Annotated in this window: 19 protein-coding genes; 8 read left to right on the forward strand and 11 right to left on the reverse strand. The window is 68.5% G+C overall.

The genetic code is table 11. The annotated features are described in order from the left end of the window. Positions 1 to 7 precede the first annotated feature (7 nt). Together RCP37_RS19745 and RCP37_RS19750 are read right to left on the reverse strand one after the other, a co-directional pair. Positions 8 to 2020 carry an alpha-1,4-glucan--maltose-1-phosphate maltosyltransferase gene (locus RCP37_RS19745; protein ID WP_308484653.1) on the reverse strand — a complete coding sequence of 671 codons (2013 nt, stop codon included), beginning with the start codon at positions 2018 to 2020 and terminating at the stop codon, positions 8 to 10. A gap of 92 nt (positions 2021 to 2112) precedes the next feature. Beyond that, on the reverse strand, positions 2113 to 4245 hold the full coding sequence (locus RCP37_RS19750) for an acyl-CoA dehydrogenase family protein (RefSeq protein ID WP_308484654.1): 2133 nt from the start codon (positions 4243 to 4245) through the stop codon (positions 2113 to 2115). A 218-nt stretch (positions 4246 to 4463) separates the two neighbouring features. Here RCP37_RS19750 and kstR point away from each other — a divergent pair, with 218 nt between their 5' ends. From kstR to RCP37_RS19770, 4 genes are read left to right on the forward strand one after another with little or no spacing between them, the layout of a single operon-like run. After that, entirely contained in the window at positions 4464 to 5135 is a 672-nt protein-coding gene (gene kstR / locus RCP37_RS19755) for a cholesterol catabolism transcriptional regulator KstR (protein WP_308484655.1), read from the forward strand. 16 nt (positions 5136 to 5151) lie between these two features. Further along, a complete protein-coding gene (locus tag RCP37_RS19760; RefSeq protein ID WP_373693061.1) occupies positions 5152 to 6417 on the forward strand; it encodes an MFS transporter in 1266 nt (421 codons plus the stop codon). Positions 6418 to 6421: 4 nt separating this feature from the next. Further along, on the forward strand, positions 6422 to 7342 hold the full coding sequence (locus RCP37_RS19765) for an MBL fold metallo-hydrolase (RefSeq protein ID WP_308484657.1): 921 nt from the start codon (positions 6422 to 6424) through the stop codon (positions 7340 to 7342). Beyond that, on the forward strand, positions 7339 to 8583 hold the full coding sequence (locus RCP37_RS19770) for an SLC13 family permease (protein WP_308487163.1): 1245 nt from the start codon (positions 7339 to 7341) through the stop codon (positions 8581 to 8583). Before RCP37_RS19765 ends, RCP37_RS19770 begins: the two co-directional genes overlap by 4 nt. Here RCP37_RS19770 and RCP37_RS19775 read toward each other — a convergent pair. The 3 genes from RCP37_RS19775 to cysS are packed head-to-tail and all read right to left on the reverse strand — an operon-like array spanning position 8580 to position 11824. Further along, positions 8580 to 9443 (reverse strand): glycerophosphodiester phosphodiesterase, encoded by an 864-nt coding sequence (locus tag RCP37_RS19775; protein ID WP_373693203.1) that lies wholly within the window; start codon positions 9441 to 9443, stop codon positions 8580 to 8582. The two genes, RCP37_RS19770 and RCP37_RS19775, sit on opposite strands and share 4 nt — an antisense overlap. Before the next feature lie 29 nt (positions 9444 to 9472). After that, positions 9473 to 10414 (reverse strand): 23S rRNA (guanosine(2251)-2'-O)-methyltransferase RlmB, encoded by a 942-nt coding sequence (gene rlmB, locus RCP37_RS19780; protein ID WP_308484659.1) that lies wholly within the window; start codon positions 10412 to 10414, stop codon positions 9473 to 9475. Continuing rightward, positions 10415 to 11824 (reverse strand): cysteine--tRNA ligase, encoded by a 1410-nt coding sequence (gene cysS, locus RCP37_RS19785; protein WP_308484660.1) that lies wholly within the window; start codon positions 11822 to 11824, stop codon positions 10415 to 10417. Between the two features lie 126 nt (positions 11825 to 11950). On the opposite strand from cysS, the gene RCP37_RS19790 reads away from it, so the two are divergent. Next, positions 11951 to 12814 carry a hypothetical protein gene (locus RCP37_RS19790; RefSeq protein ID WP_308484661.1) on the forward strand — a complete coding sequence of 288 codons (864 nt, stop codon included), beginning with the start codon at positions 11951 to 11953 and terminating at the stop codon, positions 12812 to 12814. 16 nt (positions 12815 to 12830) lie between these two features. Here RCP37_RS19790 and ispF read toward each other — a convergent pair whose 3' ends face one another. From ispF to carD, 3 genes are read right to left on the reverse strand one after another with little or no spacing between them, the layout of a single operon-like run. After that, positions 12831 to 13307 carry a 2-C-methyl-D-erythritol 2,4-cyclodiphosphate synthase gene (gene ispF, locus RCP37_RS19795; RefSeq protein WP_308484662.1) on the reverse strand — a complete coding sequence of 159 codons (477 nt, stop codon included), beginning with the start codon at positions 13305 to 13307 and terminating at the stop codon, positions 12831 to 12833. Then, a complete protein-coding gene (gene ispD, locus RCP37_RS19800) occupies positions 13304 to 13969 on the reverse strand; it encodes a 2-C-methyl-D-erythritol 4-phosphate cytidylyltransferase (protein ID WP_308484663.1) in 666 nt (221 codons plus the stop codon). The genes ispF and ispD overlap by 4 nt, the downstream gene beginning before the upstream one ends. Positions 13970 to 14012: 43 nt before the next feature. Continuing rightward, positions 14013 to 14501 (reverse strand): RNA polymerase-binding transcription factor CarD, encoded by a 489-nt coding sequence (carD, locus tag RCP37_RS19805; RefSeq protein WP_046316144.1) that lies wholly within the window; start codon positions 14499 to 14501, stop codon positions 14013 to 14015. 271 nt (positions 14502 to 14772) lie between these two features. Here carD and RCP37_RS19810 point away from each other — a divergent pair, with 271 nt between their 5' ends. Continuing rightward, the gene (locus RCP37_RS19810; RefSeq protein ID WP_308484664.1) at positions 14773 to 15321 is read left to right on the forward strand and encodes a copper chaperone PCu(A)C domain-containing protein; all 549 of its coding nucleotides are present in this window, start codon (positions 14773 to 14775) and stop codon (positions 15319 to 15321) included. A gap of 60 nt (positions 15322 to 15381) precedes the next feature. After that, on the forward strand, positions 15382 to 16788 hold the full coding sequence (gene radA / locus RCP37_RS19815; protein WP_308484665.1) for a DNA repair protein RadA: 1407 nt from the start codon (positions 15382 to 15384) through the stop codon (positions 16786 to 16788). 7 nt (positions 16789 to 16795) lie between these two features. Here radA and RCP37_RS19820 read toward each other — a convergent pair whose 3' ends face one another. Then, a complete protein-coding gene (locus tag RCP37_RS19820; protein WP_308484666.1) occupies positions 16796 to 17560 on the reverse strand; it encodes a hypothetical protein in 765 nt (254 codons plus the stop codon). Positions 17561 to 17639: 79 nt separating this feature from the next. Beyond that, entirely contained in the window at positions 17640 to 18269 is a 630-nt protein-coding gene (locus RCP37_RS19825; RefSeq protein WP_308484667.1) for a carbonic anhydrase, read from the reverse strand. On the opposite strand from RCP37_RS19825, the gene RCP37_RS19830 reads away from it, so the two are divergent. Then, positions 18268 to 19206, forward strand: a complete 939-nt coding sequence (locus tag RCP37_RS19830; RefSeq protein WP_308484668.1) for an iron-sulfur binding domain-containing protein — start codon at positions 18268 to 18270, stop codon at positions 19204 to 19206. The genes RCP37_RS19825 and RCP37_RS19830 overlap by 2 nt on opposite strands. Here RCP37_RS19830 and RCP37_RS19835 read toward each other — a convergent pair. Beyond that, positions 19173 to 19934 carry an alpha/beta fold hydrolase gene (locus RCP37_RS19835; RefSeq protein WP_308484669.1) on the reverse strand — a complete coding sequence of 254 codons (762 nt, stop codon included), beginning with the start codon at positions 19932 to 19934 and terminating at the stop codon, positions 19173 to 19175. The two genes, RCP37_RS19830 and RCP37_RS19835, sit on opposite strands and share 34 nt — an antisense overlap. Positions 19935 to 19943: the final 9 nt, after the last annotated feature.

Consider the following 19943-nt stretch of genomic DNA (forward strand, 5'->3'; position numbering starts at 1 on the left):
CGGGTCTTCACCTCCGATGCAGCAGCTCGGTTCGCGCGGGTGTACTCATCTCCGGCATGTTGATGATGTGGGCGACCGCCCGGCTCGGGTCGAGTCGCACGTAATTGTCCTGCCCCCATTGGTATTCCTCCCCGCTGATCTCGTCACGCACCCAGAACCGCTCGTAGGGCTCCATACCCAGCGCCGTCATGTCCAGCGACAACGTCGCTTCCTCGGCGGCGAACGCGTTCAGCGTCACCACCACCAGCACGGTGTCACCGCTGGCCGGATCGAACTTGCTGTAGGCCAACAGCGCGTCGTTGTCGACGTGATGGAAATGCAGGGTGCGCAGTTGCTGCAGGGCAGGGTGCCGGCGGCGAATGGCGTTGAGCGCAGCGATGAACGGCTCCAGCGATCTGCCCTCGCGGCGCGCGGCGGCGAAATCGCGCGGTCGCAGTTCGTACTTCTCTGAGTTCAGGTACTCTTCGCTTCCCTCGTGCAGCGCCTCGTGTTCGAACAACTCATAGCCGGAGTACACCCCCCAGGAGGGGCCCATCGTCGCGGCCAGTACCGCCCGAATGGCGAACATGCCGGGGCCGTGATGCTGCAGACTGGCGTGCAAGATATCCGGCGTGTTGACGAACAGGTTGGGGCGGCGAAAGTCCGCGAATTCGGCGATCTCTTCGCCGAATTCGACGAGTTCGGCCTTGGACGTTCGCCAGGTGAAGTAGGTGTAAGACTGGGTGAAGCCGAGCTTGGCCAGGCCGTACTGCCGCGCCGGCGGGGTGAAGGCCTCTGACAGGAACAGCACATCGGGATCGGTGGCCTTCACCTTCGTGATCAACCATGCCCAGAACCCAGGCGGTTTGGTATGGGGGTTGTCAACCCGAAATATTGTGACCCCGTGCGAGATCCAGAACTGCACCACCCGATGCACCTCGGCGTACAGGCCGGCGGGATCGTTGTCGAAATTCAACGGGTAGATATCTTGGTATTTCTTCGGCGGATTCTCCGCGTAGGCGATTGTCCCGTCCGGTAACTCGGTGAACCACTGACGGTGTTGACGTGCCCATGGATGATCCGGGGCGCACTGCAACGCCAGATCCAAGGCGACCTCCAGGCCGAGTTCGCCGGCGCTGGCAACGAATTGGTCGAAGTCATCGAGTGTTCCTAAGTCGGGGTGTACCGCGTCGTGGCCGCCCTCGTCGCTGCCGATCGCCCATGGCGACCCGACGTCGCCGGATTCGGCCACCGCGGCATTGTTGCGGCCCTTTCGGTGCACCTTTCCGATCGGGTGGATCGGCGGCAGATACACCACGTCGAATCCCATCTCGGCGATCCGCGGCAGCGCCGACGCCGCGGTGGCCAGCGTGCCGTGCACCGGAGCGCCCGCGCTGTCCCATCCGCCGGTGGAGCGCGGAAACATTTCGTACCAGGCGCTGAAACGCGCTAATGGCCGATCCACCCAGACCCGATACTGCTGCCCGCGAGTGAGCAGGTCACGCAGCGGGTAGCAGGTGACCAGCTGAGAGATCTCGTCGGACAATGCCGGCGCCACGCGAACCATCGGGTCTCCCGGATCGCGCAACGCCGAAGCCGCCGCCACGACGGGCTCTCGCTCGCTGCGGGGCATCGCCGCAGCGGCACGGTCCAGCAGCTCGGCGCCGATCAGCAGATCGTTGGACAGCTCGGCCTCGCCCTGGCCGGCGTCCAGCTTGGCAACCAGCGCGTCACGCCAGGTGCGGATCGAATCGGTCCAGCCGTCGACCCGAAATGCCCACATTCCGGTCTGGTCGGGAACGAACTGGCCATGAAGGACGTACGGCTCGTCGCCCTCGCGCATCGGAAGCAGCGCCGGCCCTATTCGGCAGGAGTCCGCACTGCCGAGACAGCACACCACCAAAGTCGCCGCGACCACTTCGTGTCCGTCACGCCACACCGCAGCGCGGACCGGCACGGTCTCCCCGACCACTGCCTTGGCGGGTTGCCTGCCGCAGGACACAACCGGCGTAACGCCATCGACCACGATTCGGCCCGGCACCCAGCACTCCGTTCGTCGGCAGCGATTCCGACAGTGGGTACCCGCGGCGACGGAAAGCTACGCGAGGCGAAGAACGGCGCGACAGTGGACAGCTAGCCCCGCGGCAGCCCCAGCAGCCGCTCGGCGGCCAGCGTCAGCAGGATCTGCTCGGTGCCCCCGGCGATCGACAGGCACCGGGTGTTGAGGAAGTCGTGCACTTCGCGCCCGGCCACCGCGCCGGCCCCGTCGGCCACATCCATCCGGAACTCGGCCAGCTCCTGGCGGTAGCGCACCCCGATCAGCTTGCGCACCGAGGACTCCGAGCCGGGGTCTTGGCCGCCGACAGCAAGCTGGGCGATGCGTTGATCCAGCAGCGAACCCGCCTGCGCGGCGATGATCAGCCGCGCGAGCCGCTCGGCGGTGGCGGTGTCGGGTTCCCGATCCGCCAGGGTTTTGAGCAGTTCCTCCATCGGGTTGCCCAGCGCGGTTCCGCCGGCGATCGCGACGCGCTCGTTGGCCAGCGTGGTGCGGGCCAGCCTCCAGCCGTCGTTGACGCCGCCCACCACGTGCTCGTCGGGAACGAATACGTCGTCGAGGAAGACCTCGTTGAACAGGGCCTCGCCGGTGATCTCCCGCAGCGGCCGGATGTCGATGCCCTCGGCGGCCATGTCGACCAGGAAGTAGGTGATGCCCTTGTGTTTCGGAGCTTCGGCATCGGTTCGGGCCAGGCAGACGCCCCACTGCGAGTCGTGGGCTCGCGACGTCCAGACCTTCTGACCGGTCAGCCGCCAGCCGCCGTCGACCTTGACCGCCTTGGTGCGCAGTGCCGCCAGGTCCGAGCCGGCGCCGGGCTCGGAGAACAGCTGGCACCAGAACACCTCGCCGGTCAGGGTGGCCGGGATGAAGCGCTCGATCTGCTCGGGCGTGCCGTGTTCGAGAATCGTCGGGGCTGCCCACCAACCGACCACCAGGTCGGGACGCCCGACGCCGGCTGCGGCCAGTTCCTGGTCGATCACCAGCTGCTCGGCGGGGCCGGCCGCGCGTCCGTAGGGAGCCGGCCAGTGCGGCGCCAGCAGACCGGATTCGGCCAGCGCCACTTGGTGCTGGTCGGTCGGCAGCGCCGCGATGCGCGCGACCTCCGCGGCGATCTCGGGCCGGATGTCGGTGGCCTCACCGAGGTCGACCTCCAACCGGCGGCGCAGGCCGTCGCGGGTCAGTGCGGCGGTGCGGCGCAGCCACCGCTGCGGCCCGCCCAGCGCCTGACTGATGCCGTAGGCCCGGCGCAGGTACAGGTGCGCGTCGTGCTCCCAGGTGATCCCGATGCCGCCGAGCACCTGGATGCAGTCCTTGGCGTTGGCCTTGGCGGCGTCGATGCAGATCGCGGCGGCAACCGCGGCCGCGATCGCGAACTGCTGGTCATCGGGGTCGGCAGCGGCACGCGCCACATCGCTGGCCGCCACTGCGGCCTGATCGGCGCGGCACAGCATCTCCGCGCACAGGTGCTTGATGGCCTGGAAGCTGCCGATCGGCTTGCCGAACTGTTCACGGACCTTGGCGTATTCGACCGCGGTGTCCAACGCCCAGCGGGCGACCCCGGCTGCCTCGGCGGCCAGCACCGTGACCACCAGATTCTCTACCCGGTTGCCGGCCTCTAGGACCACTGCCGGCGCTGCGGTCAACGTCACCTTGGCCAGCGGTCGGGAGAAGTCGGTAGCGGCGAGGGGCTCGACGTTCACCCCGTCCGCGCCGGCGTCCACCAGGATCCAGTCCTGTCCGGCCGGCAACAGCAGCAACCCGTCGGCGGTGGCGCCGAGTACCCGCTCAGCGGTGCCGGAGGCCTGCCCGGCTGCGGCGTCGAAGCTCACCGTCGCCGCGGACGGGTCGGTGACCACGCCGGCAACCCGCTCGCCGGCTGCCAGAGCTTCGATCAGCGCCGGATCGGTGATGACCAGGGTGGCCAGCGCGGTGGTCGCTACCGGCCCGGGGACCAGGGCCTTGGCGGCCTCATCGACCATCGCGCACAGGTCCTCGAGTCGCCCACCGGCCCCGCCGGACTCCTCGGGCACCGCCACACCGAACAGGCCCAAATCGGCCAGCCTCGCGAAAACGGCTCGCCAGGAATCAGTTTCGCCCAATTCCGCAGCGCGAACGGCCTCGGCGGTGCCCGCGGCGGCGGCCCAGTCGCGGACCAGCTCGCGAGCGGCGAGCTGTTCGGCGGCACTGGTCTCCGTGGTACTCACTGACACGCTGGGCTCCTCGGGGTCGAGATGGGCTTGAGAGAGGCGGGTCACGAACGCCCCCACCAACCACTAGAACGTGTTCTAATAGTGCCAGCGTCCGAGCGTCAAGTCGAACCGTAATGGCTGGACACGTTGGGTCCGGCCGATGTCGGGAGTAGAAAAATTCAACTACGCGGTGCGTATCGTTATGGGCCAGTAGATCGACGGAGGGAGCCGCGCAGCACATGTCGTCACAAGCTGAGGGCACCACAGGCCGCGGATCGACCAGCCAACCGCGTGAGGTGGTCAACGTCGCTGTGCTGACTGAATCCGACCTGGGGTCCGAAGCGCAGCGCGAACGGCGCAAGCGCATCCTGGACGCGACGCTGGCGATCGCATCCAAGGGCGGCTACGACGCGGTGCAGATGCGTGCCGTCGCCGACCGCGCGGACGTGGCCGTCGGCACCTTGTACCGCTACTTCCCGTCGAAGGTTCACCTCCTGGTCTCGGCGATGGGCCGAGAGATCGCACGGGTGGACACCAAGACCGACTCGGCGACGTTCGCCGCAACCACCCGCCACCAGCGGCTGAACCTGGTGGTCAACAAACTCAACCGAGCCATGCAGCGAAACCCGCTGCTCACCGAGGCCATGACCCGGGCGTATGTCTTCGCCGACGCCTCGGCGGCCGGCGAAGTCGACCACGTGCAGAAGTTGATCGACGGGATGTTCGCCGGGGCCATGAGCGACGGCGAGCCGACCGAGGAGCAGTACCACATCTCCCGGGTCATCTCGGATGTGTGGCTGTCCAACCTGCTCGCCTGGCTGACCCGGCGGGCGTCGGCCACCGATTTCAGCACCCGACTGGACCTGGCTGTCCGGCTGCTGATCGGCGACGACGACAGTCCCAAGGTCTAGCCCCACTTCCGCGAAGATGCGCATCGGTTCGACAGATTCAGAACCGGTGACGGATCCGATCCCGCGCCGGCTGGCGCACGCGCTGGACCTGTTGAACTTCACCCTGGCCGACGTGCGCGACGGGCTGGGCCCCTATCTGTCGGTCTACCTGCTGGTGACCCACCATTGGGACCAGGCGTCGATCGGCCTCGTGATGGCGATCGGCGGAATTGCCGCGGTCATAGCGCAGACGCCGGTGGGTGCGCTGGTCGACCGGACCGCGGCCAAGCGAACGCTGCTCGTTGTCGGTGCGCTTGCGGTAACCGCGGCGGCCTTGGCGATGCCGCTGTTCCCCGGCTTCTACAGCGTCGCCGCCTTGCAGTTGCTGACCGGGATCGCGGGTTCGGTGTTCGCACCGGCGCTGGCCGCGATCACCCTCGGCGTGGTCGGTCCACGGATGTTCGCGAAACGGCTCGGCCGCAACGAATCGTTCAACCACGCCGGCAATGCCGCGACCGCAGCGGCCACCGGAGCCCTGGCCTACTTCTACGGCCCGATCGTGGTGTTCTGGATGCTGGCCGCGATGGCTGCGCTGAGCGTCGTGGCCACCCTGCGGGTCCCCGAATCCGCGATCGATCACGACGTAGCGCGGGGCATGGACCATCTGGCCGGCGAGCCCCATCCGCAGCCGTCGGGGTTCGCGGTGCTGCTGCGCAACCGGCGACTGCTGGTGTTCGGCGCGACGGTGGTGATGTTTCACTTCGCCAACGCGGCGATGCTGCCGTTGGTCGGCCAGGAATTGGCTCTGGTCAACACCGAAGTCGGCACCGCACTGATGGCGGCGTGCATCGTGGCCGCCCAGCTGGTGATGGTGCCGGTGGCCTATCTGACCGGCACCAAAGCCGATGTCTGGGGTCGGAAGCCGATCTTCCTGGTGGGGTTCGCGGTGCTGACCGTCCGCGGGCTGCTCTACCCGGTCTGGGACAACTCCTACTGGCTGGTCGGGGTGCAGTTGCTCGACGGGGTGGGAGCGGGGATCTTCGGTGCGCTGTTCCCGTTGGTCGTCCAGGACGTCACGCACGGCACCGGCCGCTTCAACGTCAGCCTGGGGGCCATCACGGCGGCCTGCGGCGTCGGCGCCGCATTGTCGAACTTCATCGCCGGCCATATCGTCTCCGCCGCCGGCTACAACGCGGCGTTCATCGCATTGGCCGCGGTGGCCGGCACGGGTTTCGTGCTCTACCTGACCGCGATGCCCGAGACGGCCAGGCTCAGCGGCGCCAACGCACCCCCGCTAGCCTAGGCGAATGCGCCTCAAGCTCGGCCGCCCCGACATCGCCCGGTACGCCGACCGGTTCGACGTCACGCCCGCGGCGCCGGGCGCGCCGCTGTCGGTGACCTGGCTCGGCGTGACCAGCATGCTGATCGACGACGGGTCATCGGCGCTGATGACCGACGGCTATTTCTCTCGCCCCAGTCTGGCCCAGGTGGCACTGCGCAAGGTATCGCCGTCGCCCGCCCGCATCGACGCCTGCCTATCCCGAGCCGGCGTGCATCAGCTGGCCGCGGTGATCCCGCTGCACTCACACATCGATCACGCGCTGGACTCCGCGGTGGTGGCCGAACGTACCGGTGCGTCGCTGGTGGGTGGCGAGTCGACGGCCAATGTCGGCCGGGGACACGGACTCTCGGACGATCGCCTGATCGTCGCGGCGTCGGGAACGCCCATCACGCTGGGTGCCTACGACGTCACCCTGATCGAGTCGCGGCACTGCCCACCGGACCGTTTCCCCGGCGTGATCAGCGCCGCGGTGGTCCCACCGGTGCGGGCGTCGGCCTATAAATGCGGTGAGGCGTGGTCCGCGCTGGTGTCCCACCGCCCCTCGGGGCGCAACCTGCTGATCATGGGCAGCGCGGGCTACATCCCGGGGGCGTTGGCCGGCCACACCGCCGACGTGGTCTACCTGGGCATCGGCCAGCTCGGCATCCAGCCCCGGCCATACCTGGTCGACTACTGGAATGAGACGGTCCGCGCCGTTGGCGCGTCGACGGTGGTGTTGACCCACTGGGACGACTTCTTCCTGCCTTTGTCAAAGCCGTTGCGCGCCTTGCCCTACGCCGGCGACGACCTCAACGTCACGATGCGGGTTCTGTCCGAGCTGGCCGAATCCGACGGGGTCGGCCTGCACCTGCCCACGGTCTGGCGTCGTGAGGATCCGTGGGCCTGAACCTGGCACTTGCGCTGCTGCTGCTTGCCGTGGTGCTGGGGTTCGCGGTGGCCCGCCCGCGGGGCTGGCCGGAGATGTTCGCGGCGGTGCCCGCCGCCGCCATCCTGGTTGCCACCGGCGCGATCTCGATGCACGACGCACTCAGCGAAGCCGCCACGCTGCTGCATGTCGTCGCATTCCTGGGCGCGGTGCTGGTGCTGGCGCAGCTCTGTGACGACGAGGGCCTGTTCGAGGCCGCTGGTGCGGCGATGGCACGTGCCGACGTCGGTCCGCCGCAACATCTGCTGCGCAGGGTCTTCGTCATCGCCGCCGGTTTGACCGCGGTGCTGAGCCTGGACGCGACGGTGGTGCTGCTAACGCCGGTGGTGCTGATGATGGCCCGCCGCCGCCACGCCCCCATCCGCCCACACGCGTATGCGACCGCGCACCTGGCCAACACGGCCTCGCTGCTGCTGCCGGTGTCGAACCTGACCAATCTGTTGGCGTTCAACCAAGCCGGCCTCTCGTTCGTGAGGTTCACCGCGCTGATGGCGGCGCCGTGGCTGGCCACCACCGCGGTCGTCTACCTGATCTTCCGCTGGTTTTTCCGGGCCGATCTGCGGGCCACACCGGTGCACCAACACGCCGGGCCACCGCCCCCAGTTCCGGTGTTCGTCCTGGTGGTGCTGGCGCTGACGCTGGCCGGCTTCGTGGTCGCCGAGACGTTCGGCGTCCCGGCGGCATGGGCAGCCGTCGCCGGTGCGGCCGTGCTGGCCGTCCGTGGTCTGGCCCAGCGGCGCAGCACCCCGGCCGGCATTCTGCGGGCCGCCAACCCCGGCTTCCTGGTGTTCGTGTTGGCCCTCGGCGTGGTGGTTCGGGCCGTCGTCGACAACGGCCTGGGCGCCCAGATGTCTACGATGCTGCCGGCGGGCTCGAGTCTGGCGGCGCTGCTGGGCATCGCGGCGGTCGCCGCGGTGCTGGCTAACGTGGTCAACAACCTGCCTGCGACGCTGGTGCTGGTGCCGTTGGTGGCATCGAGTGGCCCACTCGCGGTGCTGGCGGTGTTGATCGGGGTCAACATCGGACCCAACCTCAGCTACACCGGCTCGCTGTCGAACCTGCTGTGGCGCCGAGTGTTACGCCGCTACGAGGTACCGGCCGGAGTCGGCGAATACACCCGCCTGGGGTTGTGCACGGTTCCGGCCACGCTGGTGGTGGCCGTGTTGGCACTGTGGGCGAGCGCTCGGCTGATCGGGGTCTAGCGGCTCGGGTACGACGGCGGCAGCGGCATGCCCAGCTCGGCCAGCACCGTGCGCAGCCGGTTCGGATAGTCCGTGATGAGCCCGTCGACTCCCGCGGCAATCTGCTGTCGCATGGCGTCGGCATCGTTGACCGTCCACGGGATCACCCGCAGCCCGGCCGCATGGGCACGTTCGGTGAACGCTCGATCGACCACCGCGTAATCCGGCGACACGATGTCGGCCCCGACTGACACCGCCCCAGAGATCGGGTCAGGCCCCTGCTCCCACAACGCAACCAACGGAATGGCCGGCTCCGCGGCGCGCACCAACGGCAGTGTGCGCCAGTCGAAACTCTGGATCTCGACGGCGTCCTGCTTGCCGGCGGCCCGCACGGCCGCCAGGATCACGTCGACGATCTGCTGCTGGTTGTCTGCGTCGACCTTGGTCTCGATGTTGTAGCGGACGCCCGCGTGACCGGCGAGCGCGAAGACCTCCGGCAAGGTGGCGATCACGTTGCCCGGCACTACTTCCGCATCCGGGAATTCCGGCAGCAGGTGTCCGCAGTCCAGGGTTCGGATCTGAGCGAGGGTCAGTTCGGCTACCCGCTTGCCCACATACGGGTAATCGGGATCGCCGGCAAACGCCGGTCCGGTGTCGGCACACTTCGCCGGCTCGATCACCGGGTCGTGCCACACCAGGGGCTGTGCGTCGCGCGTGAGCACGATGTCCAACTCCAGGGTGCTGACGCCCAACTCGAGCGACTTGGCGAAGGCGCGCAACGACTCCTCGGTGGTCTCGCCCCTGCCGCCGCGGTGCGCCTGAAGATCAAACGCCGACGGCTGCGCGGCCGCAGTCGCCGAGGGATTCACCACCGCAGCCATCAGCACCACCGCAACCAACGCGCGGCGAATCACCGCCGCTGACGGGCGATCTCGGCCAGCACCACCCCGGCGGCCACCGATGCGTTGAGCGACTCAGTGGGTCCGGACATCGGAATCGACACGATGGCGTCGCAGTTCTGCCGGACCAGACGGGACAGTCCCTTGCCCTCGGATCCGACGACCAGCACCATCGGGCTGGTGCCGTCCAACTCATCGACCACGGTGTCACCGCCGGCGTCGAGCCCGACGATCTGCAGGCCGCGGTCTGCCCACGCCTTCAGCGTTTGGTTCAGGTTCGGCGCCCGCGCGATCGGAACTCGTGCTGCCGCACCGGCACTGGTACGCCAGGCCACCGCGGTCACCGACGCCGACCGACGCTGCGGGATCACCACACCGTGTCCGCCGAACGCCGCGACCGACCGCACGATGGCGCCGAGATTGCGCGGATCGGAGATGTTGTCCAGTGCGACCAGCAACGGCGGCGCCACATCGTGGCGCGCGGCGGCGATCAGGTCGTCGGGATGCGCGTAGCTGTAGGGCGGGACCTGCAGAGCGATGCCCTGATGCAGCCCGTTGGTGGTCATCTTGTCCAGGTCGGACCGCGGGACCTCCAGGATCGGCAATCCGGAATCGGCTGCCCGAGTAACCGATTCGGTCAGACGCTCATCGGCCTCGGCACCCAGCGCCACATACAGCGCGGTGGCTGGGATTCCGGCACGCAGGCACTCCAGAACCGGGTTGCGTCCCAGTACGGTCTCGTTCTCGTCGGTCTTCTTGGAGGTCCGGTAGGCGCGTTGCTTTGCCGCGCGCTTGGCCGCCTTGGCCGCCGGGTGATATTCCCGCTGGTGCGCCGGCGGGGTGGCGCCACGGCCTTCGAGCCCGCGGCGGCGCTGCCCGCCGGAGCCGACCGTCGGCCCCTTCTTGGTGCCGGGCTTGCGCACCGCACCCTTGCGCTTGGAATTTCCGGCCATCTACTCAGACCCCTCCACCAGTAGTGACCATTGCGGACCATCCCCGGTGTCGGTGACATCGATACCGGCATCCTTGAGCCTGCAGCGGATCTCGTCGGCCAATTGCCAATCCCGTTCCGCGCGAGCGGTTTCCCGGCGTTCCAGCTCGGCACGCACCAAGACGTCGACCGCAGCCAGCGCCGCCGAGGTTTCATCGCGCGATTCCCAGCGCTCGTTGAGTGGGTCGCAGCCCAGCACATCCATCATCGCCCGGATCGCACCGGCCGCGGCCAGCGCGCCCTCGTGGTCACCGGTGTCCAGCGCCCGGTTGCCTTCCGCGCGCGTCCGGTGCACTTCTGCCAGGGCGATCGGCACCGACAGGTCGTCATCGAGGGCTGCGGCGAAACGGTCCGTCCAGGTGGTGGGGACCACCGCGCCCACCCGGCTGCGCACCCGGTGCAGGAAGTCTTCGATGCCGACGTAGGCGTTGACGGCGTCGCGCAGCGCGGTCTCGGAGAACTCGAGCATCGACCGGTAGTGCGCGCTGCCCAGGTAGTAGCGCAGTTCGGCCGGCCGGACCCGTTGCAGCACTGCCGACATCGACAGCACGTTGCCCAGCGACTTGCTCATCTTCTCGCCACCCAGGGTGACCCAGCCGTTGTGCAGCCAGTAGTTCGCGAATCCATCTCCGGCGGCGCGGCTCTGGGCGATCTCGTTCTCATGGTGCGGGAAGACCAGATCCATCCCGCCGCAGTGGATGTCGAATTCGGCACCCAGGTAGGAGCGGGCCATCGCCGAACACTCCAGGTGCCAGCCGGGACGGCCCGGGCCCCAGGGCGTGGGCCAGCTGGGCTCACCGGGCTTGGCGCCTTTCCACAGCGTGAAGTCGCGCGGATCGCGCTTGCCGGTGGCGACCCCCTCACCCTGGTGCACGTCGTCGATGCGGTGACCGGACAGCTGGCCGTAGTCGGGGTAGCTGAGCACGTCGAAGTACACGTCGCCGCCGCCGGCATAGGCGTGCCCGCGCTCGATCAGGCGCTCGATCAGCTCGACCATCTGAGTGATGTGCCCGGTGGCGCGCGGTTCGGCCGATGGTGGCAGCACCCCCAGCGCCTCATACGCGGCGGTGAACTCACGCTCGTGGGTGGCGGCCCACTCCCACCACGGCCGACCCGCTGCGGCGGCCTTGGTCAGGATCTTGTCGTCGATGTCGGTCACGTTGCGCACGAAGGCGACGTCGTAGCCGCGGGCGGTGAGCCACCTGCGCAGTACATCGAATGCCACGCCGCTGCGGACATGGCCGATATGAGGCGCCGCCTGGACGGTGGCACCGCAGAGATAGATAGACACATGGCCGGGCCGCAGCGGGACAAATTCACGCACGGCGCCGGTTGCCGTGTCGTGCAGCCGCAGGCTGGGGCGATCGGTCACGACGGGCCAGCTTACCGGGCGCTGAGCATGCAACCGCCACGCGCGCCGCTAGCAGGGGCTTCCCAGCATGGGATACCGGCCGCCGCATCGGTGGACAGGGGGTGTGACGTGGCATATATTGCGGCAGTGAGTAAACGTCTGGTGGCAGTCTCTGGAGCGGTCTTGGCTGCGGTCGCATTTGCAGGTAGCGCGACGGCATACGCCGATGAGCCGAACAACAACCAGCAGCAGCCTCAGCCCGCGGAAGTTGTAGCCGCGGTTACTCCCGCGCCGGCCGAGCACGAAGCCGTGCAAGGCGCCCAGGCCCAGAGCGAGGCAGTCCAAGACCCCCAGGCTCACACCGAGGCTATGCAAGACGCCCAGGCCGAGCAGCAGCGGCAGCAGGCCGAGCAGCAGGCCGACCAGGCGGCCATGGGCGCCTCTACCGCCGGCGCGACCCAGGCCAGTGCCATGGGTGGCCAGATCGGTATGTCGATGGCAATGATGGCGCCGATGCTCGCGATGATGGTCCCGTCGCTGGCTACGCCCCTGATGACTCCGCTGCTGTCCGGTCTCGCCACCTCCGGCGCCAACAATGCCGCAAACGCGGCTACCGACGCCGCTTCGGCCGCTGCGACCGACGCCTTCAACTCAGGTGCCCCGGAAATCGGCTCGGCCGCCGCAAGCGAGCTCTTCAGCTCGTCCTCCGCTGCGGATCTGCCTTTCGACCTGGGCAATATCGACTTCTTGTCTAGCCTGGACCCCGACCTGGTGGCGGGGGCAACCGGGGACGTAGTCAGTGGCGCCCTAGCCGACGTCGCTGGTGACGTCGCTGGCGACACCGCGGTCACCACTTCCGGCGCGCTTCTCGACGCAATCCCCGACCTTGGCGCCAACATCGGCGCGGACGCCGCCACCCTTGGCGCGGACGCTGGCGTGCAGATTGGCACGACGGTCGCCACCGAGGTTCCGTGTGGCATCCTCGGCGCGATCTTCGGCTTCGGCTGCTAAAGCCCCGCCGAGCTAACTATCCCGGCACCACCAACGCGGTAGCCACCGCGGCCAGTCCCTCACCTCTACCGGTGAGCCCTAGGCCGTCGGTGGTTGTTGCCGACACCGAAACCGGTGCGCCCAGCAATTCCGAGAGCAGCTGCTGCGCTTCAGCGCGGCGTGGTCCCACTTTCGGCCGATTGCCGATGACCTGCACCGCGGCATTCCCGATCACGAAGCCGCTCTCGGCGAGCAGTTCGCGCACATGGCCGAGCATCACAGCACCGGTTACTTGTGCCCAGCGGGGCTCGTCGACGCCGAACACCGCTCCCAGGTCCCCCAACCCTGCCGCCGACAGCAGCGCGTCACACAGGGCGTGTGCGGCCACGTCGCCGTCGGAGTGCCCGGCACAGCCGTCGGCGTCGGGAAACAGCAACCCCAGCAGCCAGCACGGCCGGCCCGGCTCGATCGGGTGCACGTCGGTGCCCAACCCGACCCGCGGCAGCACACTCACCGGTTCACCACCGCCTCGGCGAGCACCGCGTCCAGTGCGGTGGTGATCTTGAAGGCCAAGGGATCGCCTTCGACGGTCTGGACCTGGCCGCCGACGTGTTCGACCATCGAGGCGTCATCGGTGAACTGCGTGCCCGCACCGGCTTGCTGATAAGCCCGCAGAAGCAGGTCGGCGGCGAATCCCTGCGGGGTCTGCACGGCCCGCAGGCCGGCCCGCTCCGGCGTGCCCAGGACGGTTCCGTTCGCGTCGACCGCTTTGATGGTGTCGGCGACCGGAAGCGCCGGGACGACGGCTCGGTACCCGGCATGCAACGCCTCGACCACCCGGACCACCAGTCCGGGCGGGGTCAACGGACGTGCGGCGTCGTGGACCAGCACGAAATCGGGCTCTCCGGCGCTGGCCAGCGCCAACCGGACTGAATCGACGCGGTCGGCACCGCCGGCAACGACGGTGGCCGTTCCACCGAGGATCAATTTGGCCTCGTCGGTGCGATCCGGCGGCACCGCGACCACGACCTGATCGATGACCCCGGACTCGCGTAGACCCGCCACCGCGCGCTCAACCAGCGTTACGCCGCCCAGCAGAAAGAAGGCCTTCGGCATTCCAGCGCCCAGCCGCACACCCGAACCGGCGGCCGGCACCACGGCTACTGTGTTTGGCACCGGATCCCCGGTCGCTCAGAACGACGCGGTAAGGACACTGCGGTCAGGATGCTGCGGCCAGCACCTCGTCGAGAATGATCTCCGCCTTGGCGTCATCGGTGTTCTCGGCCAGGGCCAGCTCACCGACGAGGATCTGACGTGCCTTGGCCAGCATCCGCTTCTCACCGGCGGACAGGCCGCGCTCCTGGTCACGCCGCCACAGGTCACGAACGACCTCGGCTACCTTGTGCACATCGCCGGAGGCGAGCTTCTCCAGGTTGGCCTTGTAACGACGCGACCAGTTGGTCGGTTCTTCGGTGTGCGGGGCACGCAACACCTGGAAGACCTTGTCCAGGCCTTCCTGGCCGACAACGTCACGCACACCGACATATTCGGCATTTTCAGCGGGAACTCGAACGGTGAGGTCGCCCTGCGCCACCTTAAGGACCAGATAGTCCTTTTGCTCGCCTTTGATGGTCCGGGTTTCAATCGCCTCGATCAACGCTGCACCGTGGTGTGGATATACGACGGTGTCTCCGACCTTAAAGATCATCTGATTTGAGCCCCTTTCGCTACCCCATGCTAACACGTCGCCACAACACTCGACCACCAACGGTGCAGGTCAGGGGCACCGCGACCCCAGGAGGGGGGTTGACACCGCGACGGAAGCGTGCTGGGTCGAACCTGATCGGAGCCTGATCCGGGCTGGTCGGTGGGGTCTCGGTGGGGGTCGCGAGCGACCGGTAACCCTGCGCTACCGCCAGCAGATGGTTGCTACTACAGTGCATAGTCACAAGTCGTGACGGCCGAGCAGGAGACCACACGTGAACTCGTTCAGCAGGGCCTTCAACAAGGCTGCGATCGCGCTGATTGCTGCGGCGGCGCTGGCCGGCTGCGGTACCGGACAGATCTCTCAAACCGCTGACCAGGCATCCGCGGTCAACGGCGCCTCCGCGACCATCGGTGATCTGGCGCTGCGCGACGTGCGCATCCAGGCGACGCAGACCGGCGACGCGTTGGAGCCCGGCCAGACCGTCGACCTGGTGTTCGTGGTCAGCAACCAGTCGACCGACGCCAACGACGAGCTGAGCGACATTAAGACTTCGATCGGCAAGGTGTCGCCGACCGGCAGCAAGACCGTGCCCGTCGGCGGTGTCCTGGTGGTCAGCGCTCCGGCGGGCCCCGACCTGCCGACGGCTCCCGCCGCCAAGGCGCTGCCCGAGGTGGCCAACGCCAACACCGCCACGGCGACGGTGACCCTGGACAAGGCGATCCGCAACGGCCTCACCTACGACTTCACCTTCACCTTCAAGAAGGCCGGCGAGGTGCGCGTGGACGTGCCGATCTCGGCCGGCCCGGTTTCGCACCACTGACGTCGCATCTGACGTCGCGTCGCGGCCCGCACTGTCGGACCTAGCCGATACGGTCGCCGAGTGGCCAAGGCACGTTCGCTCTTTCGCTGTTCGGAATGCGGGAACACCACCGCGAAGTGGTTAGGCCGCTGCCCGGAGTGCGGCAGCTGGGGCGGTATCGACCCGGTAGGCGAAGCCGCAGCACCGGCAGGTGGGCTGCGGCCGGCGGCCCCGGCACGGCCCGCGGTGCCGATCAGCTCCATCGAGGTCGGTCGCGCACGGCCGGCGTCAACCGGTGTCACCGAACTCGACCGGGTCTTGGGCGGCGGGGTGGTCCCCGGCTCGGTCACCCTGTTGGCCGGCGATCCCGGTGTCGGTAAATCGACGCTGCTGCTTGAGGTCGCTCACCGCTGGGCGCTGGCCGGGCGCCGAGCGCTGTACGTCTCCGGCGAAGAGTCCGCGGGGCAGATCCGGCTGCGCGCCGAGCGCACCGGATGCAGCCACGACGAGATCTATCTGGCCTCCGAATCGGACCTGCAGACGGTGCTGGGGCACATTGAGGCGGTGCGCCCCACCCTGGTGGTGGTCGATTCGGTGCAGACGCTGGCCGCGGCCGACACCGACGGCGTGGCCGGCGGGGTCACCCAGGTGCGGGCCGTGACGGCCGCTCTGACCGCGGCCGCCAAGACTGCCGATGTGGCGCTGGTCCTGGTCGGGCACGTGACCAAGGACGGCGCGATCGCGGGCCCACGTTCCCTGGAGCATCTCGTCGACGTGGTGCTGCACTTCGAGGGCGACCGCAACACGGTGCTGCGAATGGTGCGGGCGGTCAAGAATCGTTTCGGCGCTACCGACGAGGTGGGGTGCTTCCTGCTGCGCGACGACGGCATCGAACCGATCGCCGACCCGTCCGGGCTGTTCCTGGAGCAGCGCAGCGAGCCGGTGGCCGGTACCGCAATCACCGTCGCACTGGACGGCAAGCGCCCGTTGATCGGCGAAGTGCAGGCATTGTTGGCCAAGCCGGCGGGGGGCTCGCCACGCCGCGCGGTCAGCGGCATTGACCACTCCCGCGCCGCGATGATCACCGCGGTCTTGGACAAGCACGCCGAACTTCCGATCGCAGCCGGCGACATCTACCTGTCCACGGTGGGCGGTATGCGGTTGACCGATCCGTCCACGGATCTGGCTGTCGCGATCGCACTGGCATCGGCCTATGCGGATCTGCCGCTGCCGGCGACCACCGTGGTGCTCGGCGAAGTGGGCCTGGCCGGGGACCTGCGGCCGGTCAGTGGAATGGACCGCCGGCTCGCCGAGGCGGCCCGGCTCGGCTTCACCACCGCGCTGACTCCCCCGGGCGCTCCGGCCACCGTGGGTGGCCTACGCACAGTGCCGGCAGCCAACATCGTTGCCGCGCTGCACCACCTGGTCGAGATCGCCGACCGGCGCGGCGGTCACGTGGCGCCTCCGCAGCTACTCGATCGGGCCTAAGGAGCGGTCAGTTGCCCGGCGGCGGCGCGTCCGGCGGGGGCACGTCCTGCCCCGGCGGCGGTACGTCCGGCGAGGGCTCGGTAAGCATGAATGGCACCGTTGCGGATCTCAGATTGCCGAGTTGGACGACGAGGTTGTAGGTCCCGGGCCCGATCGGCTGCCGCGGCAGCGGGCACTGCGGAGCCGAACCCATTCCGGTCCAGGTCACCGTGGTGGTCACCTGCTCGCCGGGGTCGAAGGTCTTCACCAGGGTCTCGTTGGACGGCGCGCAGTCCAGGTTCGACCACAACCGCTGGTTGTCCAGTGAGTAGACGTAGGCAGCCAGTACCGCGGCACCCACATCCCGCTTGCAGGCCACCAAGCCGATGTTGGTGACAACCATGGTGAACTGCGGCTGCTCCCCCACCGTGTACTGCGGACCGGTCAGACCCTTGACCGCCAGCGTCGAGTCGGGGCAGTCGTCGCCCTCCTTGAGCACCGGAGGCGGCGTCACCGCGGCGGTCGGGGTCGGCACTTGTGGTGGCGCCTGCTCCGCGGGAGCCACCACGGGCGTCTTGACCTCTTCAGGCGACTGATTCTGCGGCTTGGCCTGCTGCGCGGAGGTGGACTTCTTCCCGCCGGCATTGTCGGCACCGGCACTGCTGCCGTGAACGACGCCGAAGATGATGGCCGACACGACTGCAATCACGATGAGCGCAATGCCCAGCGCGAGGCCACGTCGTCGCCAATAGATCTGCGAAGGCAGCGGACCCTGCGGTTCCAAATCGAGCACGTTCTCACGGTAGGACGACCTCACCGCGAGTTGTCCGACCCGTCCCGGCGTGTCGTAGCCGCGTTGTGACCTTCGGCGACTATTCGGCGCCGAAATCGCCGATGTCGCCCAGATGGTTGCGCGCCGATACCCGTCCGTCGGCCAGGTGATAGGTGGCGCCGACCACCGCCAGCGAACCGGCCTCGATCCGATCGGCGACCGCCTTGGAGCGGGTCGCCAGCTGCGTCACCGTCTCGTCGACGTGGCGGGCCTCGAACTCGTCGACGGCACTGAGCCCGTCGCGGCGGCCCACCAGGATGGACGGCGTCACCCGTTCGACGATGTCGCGCAGGTAGCCCCCCGGCACAGCCCCGTCATCCAACGCCGCCAGCGTCGCCTTGACCGCGCCGCAGCTGTCGTGGCCGAGCACGACGATCAACGGAACGTTGAGCACCTCGACCGCGAATTCGATCGAGCCCAGCACCGCCGAGTCGATGACGTGGCCGGCGGTGCGGACCACGAACATGTCGCCCAGGCCCTGATCGAAGATCAGCTCGGCGGCCACCCGACTGTCACCGCAGCCGAAAACCACTGCGGTCGGCTTCTGTCCAGCGGCCAGTGCGGCGCGCCGCGCGACATCCTGGCTCGGATGGCTGGGCTCGCCAGCGACGAAGCGCTCGTTACCCTCTTTGAGTGCTTTCCACGCTGAGATCGGGTTGGAATTAGGCATGTCCGATATTCTGCCTGCGAATCCAGCGCAGCGCGCGGCGAGGATCGAATTTCACCAGCTGTTCAACTGGTTCGCGTCGGCTGAACGCGATCTGCCTTGGCGTGCCGGCGATGTCACGCCGTGGCAAATCCTGGTGAGCGAGTTCATGCTGCAGCAGACTCCGGTCGCACGAGTGCTGCCGATCTGGCCGGACTGGGTGGCGCGCTGGCCGACCCCGTCGGCGACGGCGGCGGCAAGCCAGGCCGACGTCCTGCGGGCCTGGGGAAAGCTCGGGTATCCCCGCCGCGCCAAACGGCTGCACGAATGCGCGACCGTGATCGCCCGGGACTTCGCTGACGTGGTGCCTGACGATGTCGACGTGCTGCAGCAGCTGCCCGGGATCGGCAGCTACACCGCCAGGGCGGTGGCCAGCTTCGCCTACCGCCAAGCGGTTCCGGTGGTGGACACCAACGTGCGCCGGGTGGTGGCCCGGGCCGTACATGGACAACCCGACCCCGGCGCCCCGTCGACGAAGCGCGACCTCGCCGACGTGGAGGCACTGCTGCCCAATGCCGACCAGGCCCCCCGGTTCTCCGCGGCGCTGATGGAGCTTGGCGCCATCGTGTGCACCGCACGGTCGCCACGCTGTGACGGCTGCCCGCTGCGGCACAGCTGCAGCTGGCGGCTTGCTGGTTCACCGCCGGGCACCGGACCCAAGCGTCCCGCCCAGCGCTATGCCGGCACCGATCGTCAGGTCCGCGGACGACTACTGGATGTGTTGCGGGACAACGCCGTTGCGGTGACACGCGCAGACCTTGACCTGGCCTGGCCGGCGGACGCCGTGCAACGCGAACGCGCCCTGACCTCACTGCTGGGCGACGGCCTGGTGGAGCAGCTCGCCGACGGCCGCTTCGCGTTGCCCGGTCAGGACAGGAACGACTCGACGGCCTCGCGGTAGATCTGCGGCGCCTCGTCGTGCACCAGGTGCCCTGCATCGGGAACGTGCAGATAGGTGCTTTCGGCCGCGAGACGGTGCATTTCGCGCATCTGCCCCGGCGGGGTCACCGAGTTGCCGGCCTCGATCAGCAACGTTTCGCAGCGCACGTTCTGCCACTGCTCCCAGTAGTCACGGGTGCCCCATTCGGCGGCGATCTGCAACCACCACTCGGGTCGGCCGTGCAGCCGCCAACCGGTCTCGGTGCGGTCGAAGGCTTCCAGGAAGTAGCGCCCGGCGATCTCGCCGAATTCGGCGATCACCTTTTCGGCACTGGTGAACTCGACGGGAAGGGCATGCGCCCACGGCTCCCACGCCCCGGTGGTGAAAGCGGTGAAGTCCGGCGCCATGTCCTCGACCACCAGCGCGGAGATGAGCTCGGGGTGCCGGGCAGCCAGGCACCACGAGTGCAGTCCGCCCATCGAGTGCCCGATCAGCCGCACCGGGCCCGGCAACTGCTCGACGGCGACGGCCAGGTCGGCGACGAAGCGTTCGGTGGAGATCGGATGCGGGTCGGCGACCTCACGACCGCGATGCCAGGGGGCGTCGTAGGTGTAGACGGCACCCAGCCTGGTCAGCCACGGCAGCTGCCGCGGCCAGGTGGTGCCACGGCCCATCAGTCCGTGGACCAGCACCAGCGGCGTCCCGTGTCCACCGCGGTAGGTCAGCAGCTCGGTCGACGCGATCCCCACCCGGGGCAC

Source organism: Mycolicibacter sp. MU0102 (genome assembly GCF_963378105.1).
GTDB classification, from domain to species: Bacteria; Actinomycetota; Actinomycetes; order Mycobacteriales; family Mycobacteriaceae; genus Mycobacterium; species Mycobacterium holstebronense.